Origin of the sequence: Sphingopyxis sp. A083, from assembly GCF_001468495.1 — a bacterium.
Taxonomy (GTDB): Bacteria; Pseudomonadota; Alphaproteobacteria; order Sphingomonadales; family Sphingomonadaceae; genus Sphingopyxis; species Sphingopyxis terrae.
Genome location: NZ_LNSK01000022.1, coordinates 1 through 4,194, shown reverse-complemented (window position 1 = coordinate 4,194; position 4,194 = coordinate 1). Strand labels below are relative to the sequence as shown.

Genomic DNA, 4,194 nt, shown 5'->3' with positions numbered 1-4,194 from the left:
ACTCCCGGGCCCCCACCGTGGCATTGCCTTTGCCGCCGCGTCCTGCCAGCTATCGCCCATCGGCCCCCTGCGGGTCGGTGGGCGAACTAGTTTTTTTAGCGGATAGCCATGACCGATAGCGACACCCCCCGCATCCTGTTGATCGACGACGAGCCGTCGATCCGCGAGCCGCTTTCCGAATATCTGGAGGCGCAGGGATTTGCCGTGACCGATGCCGCCAATGCCGCCGAAGCGCGGTCGGTGCTGCGCGCGCAATCGGTCGACCTGGTAGTAAGCGACATCATGATGCCCGGCGAGGACGGCCTGTCGCTGACCCGCCATCTGCGCGAGACGAGCAGCATCCCCGTGATCCTGCTCACCGCGCGCGCCGAAGATACCGAGCGCATCATCGGGCTGGAGATCGGCGCCGACGACTATGTCGTCAAACCCTTCAACCCGCGCGAACTGGTCGCGCGCATCCGCACCGTGCTGCGGCGGACGCAGGCGAACGGCCGCGCGGTCGATCCGGGCGGGACGAGCTATGCCTTCGGGCCGTGGGTGCTGCGCGAGGTCGAACGCGTGCTGGTCGACGAGGCGGGCACCGAAGTCGCGCTGTCGTCCGGCGAATATCACCTGCTTCACGCGCTGGTGCGCCATCCGCGACAGGTAATGAGCCGCGACCGGCTGCTCGATCTGGTGCGCGGGCGCGAGGCCGACATCTTCGACCGCGCGATCGACAATCTGGTCAGCCGCCTGCGCAAGAAGATCGAGGAAGACCCCGCAAACCCGCAGATCGTCAAGACGGTGTGGGGCGGCGGCTATACGCTGGCTTGCGAGGTCAAGCGGCTGGGACCGGCCGCATGAGCATTCGTCTGTGGCCGCGCAGCCTGATCGGGCAGTTGGTGCTGGCCGTCGCGGCGATGCTGTTCGTCGCGCAGGGGATCAATTTCGTGATGCTCGCCCGCGGGCAGAAGCAGCAGACGCTTGCGCATGGCGGCGGCATGGCGGTCGCACGGATCATCGACGCAATCGATCGCGACCGGCGCGGCCGGATCGACAATGGCGCTGCGAGCGGCCGGCACGACCGCGTCCAGAAACTGCTGATTACCGACCGGCCGCCGCCGCTGATTCCGGGGTCGGTGCCGCTTGCCGACCTGTCAGCCTATGTCGCCGACCTGCTGAGCGAAGGCGGGGTCAAGGCGAGCGAGGTGTCCGCCTGGGCGATGCCGCTGCGGCCGCGCGCGCAGAAGACCAGCTATCCCGGCCGCGTCGTCGTGGTGAGCGCGCGCGTCGACGGGCGCTATTTCACCGTGCGCAGCCGCATTCCGGCGACCGGCGGGCGCCTGCAGGGCTTTTTGCTGTGGCAGACGCTGTCGCTCTATCTGCTGTTGCTCGTGCCGATCATCCTGATCGCGTGGCGCGTCGCGGCGCCGCTGCGCGAGTTGACCCGTGCGGTGCGGGCCAATCCGTCGGCGCGCGATCTGCCGCCGATCGACGAGGCGGGGCCGTCCGACGTGCGCGACCTGATCGCGGCGTTCAACGCCTATCGCGCGCGCATCGGCACGATGCTCGCCGACAAGGACCGGATGCTGGGTGCGGTCGGCCACGATCTGCGTACCCCGCTCGCGAGCCTGCGCGTCCGTGTCGAGCAGGTCGACGACGACCGCTTGCGCGAAAAAATGATCGCCTCGATCGAGGAAATGACCGCGATGCTGGCCGACATATTGGCGCTCGCGCGCTCGGGGGCGGGAACCGAGGCGCCCGAGGCGATCGCGCTGCCGCTGCTGCTGCGCGAACTGACGGCTGACTATGGCGAGCAGGGCAAGGATGTCGCGGCGGGCGCGCTCGCCGAGGCGGCGGTGCGGGCGCGCCCGATGCTGCTGCGCCGCGCGCTGCGCAACCTGATCGACAATGCGCTGGCCTATGGCGCTCGCGCGCGGCTGTCGGTGGTGCGCGAGGGCGACCATGCGCGCATCATCGTGTCCGACGACGGCCCGGGGCTGACCGACGAGCAAATCCGCACACTGGTCGAACCCTTTGCGCGCGGCGAGCAGTCGCGGAACCGCGCGACGGGCGGCGCCGGCCTCGGCCTGTCAATCGCGCGCGAGATTGCGGCGGGCGAGGGCGGCGAGTTGATACTGGCGAACCGCCCGGGCGGCGGGCTCGACGCGGCGATTGTGTTGCCGGTTCTGGCGTGAGACGGCTTTGGGGTGGGGAGCGGCCGCAACAAAAACCTGTCATTCCCGCGAAAGCGGGAACCCAGAGTGGGATCAGCCTACGCACGCCCTGGGTCCCCGCTTTCGCGGGGATGACGAGGAATGGAAGGTCAACTCCCGGTCGATTCCGGTCATTCGGTCCAGAGCGTCAAAAGCGGCTGTTGGTGCTATGAGTCCCTAGATCCCGGCTTTCGCCGGGGTACATAATATCAACGCGGGACTTTCATACGATTGGGATAGCAAAGCTGTCGGTCGGGCGGCTGCGCTGCTGCGCGTGCCGGGGCGGTCCCGATCGGCGGGTCAATTCGCCCGGTGTTTGCGGAAAATGTCGGCGAGCATGCGGAATTCGTCGGCGCGCGGGCTGCCTTTGCGCCAGACGAGGGCGATGGTGCGCCAGTCGTGGTCGGAATCGAGCGGGCGGGTGTCGATGTCGGTGTGGTCGAGGATGCCCGCCTCGATCGCCATCTGCGGCAACATGGTGATGCCCAGCCCGTTGTCGACCATCTGGACGAGCGTGTGGAGCGAGGTGCCCATCATGCGTGCGCCCGCGCGCAGTTCGGGGCGGTTGCACGCGGCGAGGGCATGGTCTTTCAGGCAGTGGCCGTCCTCGAGCATCAGCATCTGCGCGGGGTCGATCTGGTCGGCACTGACCATCGCGGGAAGATCCTCCGACTGGTCGCCGGGGAAGGCGACGAACAGCGCGTCGTCGAACAGCGCCTCGCTCTCCACATCGCCGCAGGCGTAGGGCAGGGCGAGCAGCACGCAATCGACCTGGCCGTGGTGGAGCGATTCGCACGCCTGCGCGCTGGGTTCTTCGCGCAGGAACAGCTTGAGCGACGGGCGTTCCTTGCGCAGCCGCGGCAACAGGTCGGGCAGCAGGAAGGGGGCGATCGTCGGGATCACGCTCATCCGCAATTCGCCGACGAGCGGTGCCGAGGCGGCGGCGGCCATGTCGGCAAGCTCCTCCGCCTCGCGCAGCACGCGGTGCGCCTTTTCGACGATCGCGTCGCCGAGCCCGGTAAAGCGGACGACGCGGCGGGTGCGTTCGACGAGGGTCTGGCCGAGCAGGGTTTCCAGCTCACGGATGCCCGCCGACAGCGTCGACTGGGTGACGTTGCAGGCATCGGCGGCGCGGCCGAAATGAACGTGCTCGTGCAGCGCGACGAGATATTGCATCTGCTTGAGCGAGGGCAGGTAATATTGCATTGATCGAATATAGCTATCGGATCGGCGATTTCGAGTGGCTTTGTCGATTATATGCGTCGCGGTCGCGTGATAGGCAGGCAAGCGGACCGGATCGATGGCCGACGAAGGTGGGCATGAAGGGGGCGTGATGGCGACTTCGCGATTTCTGCTCGGCGGCGTGGCGAGCGCGCTGCTGCTGACGGGCGGTGTGTTCCTGTGGAAAGGCTATAGCCAGATTGCCGCCGAGGATGTCGTGCCGGCCCCGCCGCCGCGGCTTGCCGCGCTGCCGGTCGCGGGCCCCGATGCGCCGAAGCGTGGCGCCCCGCCGCCCGCCTTGCCCGCCGCCAAGGCCGAATCGCGCGAGGAGCGCCGCTTCAACCGATATGACCGCGACCGCAACGAGCGGATCAGCCGCGTCGAGATGATGGCGACGCGCAGCGCCGCCTTTCGCAAGCTCGACAAGAATGGCGACAATCTGCTCAGCTTCGAGGAATGGGCGGCGGCGACGAGCGACCGCTTTGCCGGGGCCGACGCCGACAAGTCGGGCGACCTGACCCGCGCCGAATTCGCGACGACCGCGCCAAAGCCGGCAGCGAAACCGAAATGCCGCTGCTGACGGGGCGCCAGCTTCGGGGAGCTGAGGCGTGTGGACAAGTTCCAACCTGATCGAACGTCCGCTTTCACGAATGTTCGGCATCGATCTGAATGAGCGGGATGGGGTGGTTAGCGGACATTGTCCGTCAGCCGTGGGATCTTAGTTAAATCGGCGAGCAAGAAGCGCTGCGGTGAGAACCGTAGCCGGAAGGCTCAGTAG

General features: G+C 67.6%; 4 protein-coding genes. 3 read left to right on the top strand and 1 reads right to left on the bottom strand.

Going from position 1 to position 4,194, the window contains the following annotated elements; translation table 11 throughout:
* Positions 1–108: 108 nt before the first annotated feature.
* Both ATE59_RS17375 and ATE59_RS17370 read left to right on the top strand, forming a co-directional pair.
* On the top strand, positions 109–843 hold the full coding sequence (locus ATE59_RS17375) for a response regulator (RefSeq protein WP_058813495.1): 735 nt from the start codon (positions 109–111) through the stop codon (positions 841–843).
* Positions 840–2,177 (top strand): sensor histidine kinase, encoded by a 1,338-nt coding sequence (locus tag ATE59_RS17370; RefSeq protein WP_058813494.1) that lies wholly within the window; start codon positions 840–842, stop codon positions 2,175–2,177. Before ATE59_RS17375 ends, ATE59_RS17370 begins: the two co-directional genes overlap by 4 nt.
* A gap of 318 nt (positions 2,178–2,495) precedes the next feature.
* Here ATE59_RS17370 and ATE59_RS17365 read toward each other — a convergent pair whose 3' ends face one another.
* Positions 2,496–3,401, bottom strand: a complete 906-nt coding sequence (locus ATE59_RS17365) for a hydrogen peroxide-inducible genes activator (protein WP_058813493.1) — start codon at positions 3,399–3,401, stop codon at positions 2,496–2,498.
* 127 nt (positions 3,402–3,528) lie between these two features.
* On the opposite strand from ATE59_RS17365, the gene ATE59_RS17360 reads away from it, so the two are divergent.
* Positions 3,529–3,996, top strand: a complete 468-nt coding sequence (locus tag ATE59_RS17360) for an EF-hand domain-containing protein (RefSeq protein ID WP_058813492.1) — start codon at positions 3,529–3,531, stop codon at positions 3,994–3,996.
* Positions 3,997–4,194 lie beyond the last annotated feature (198 nt).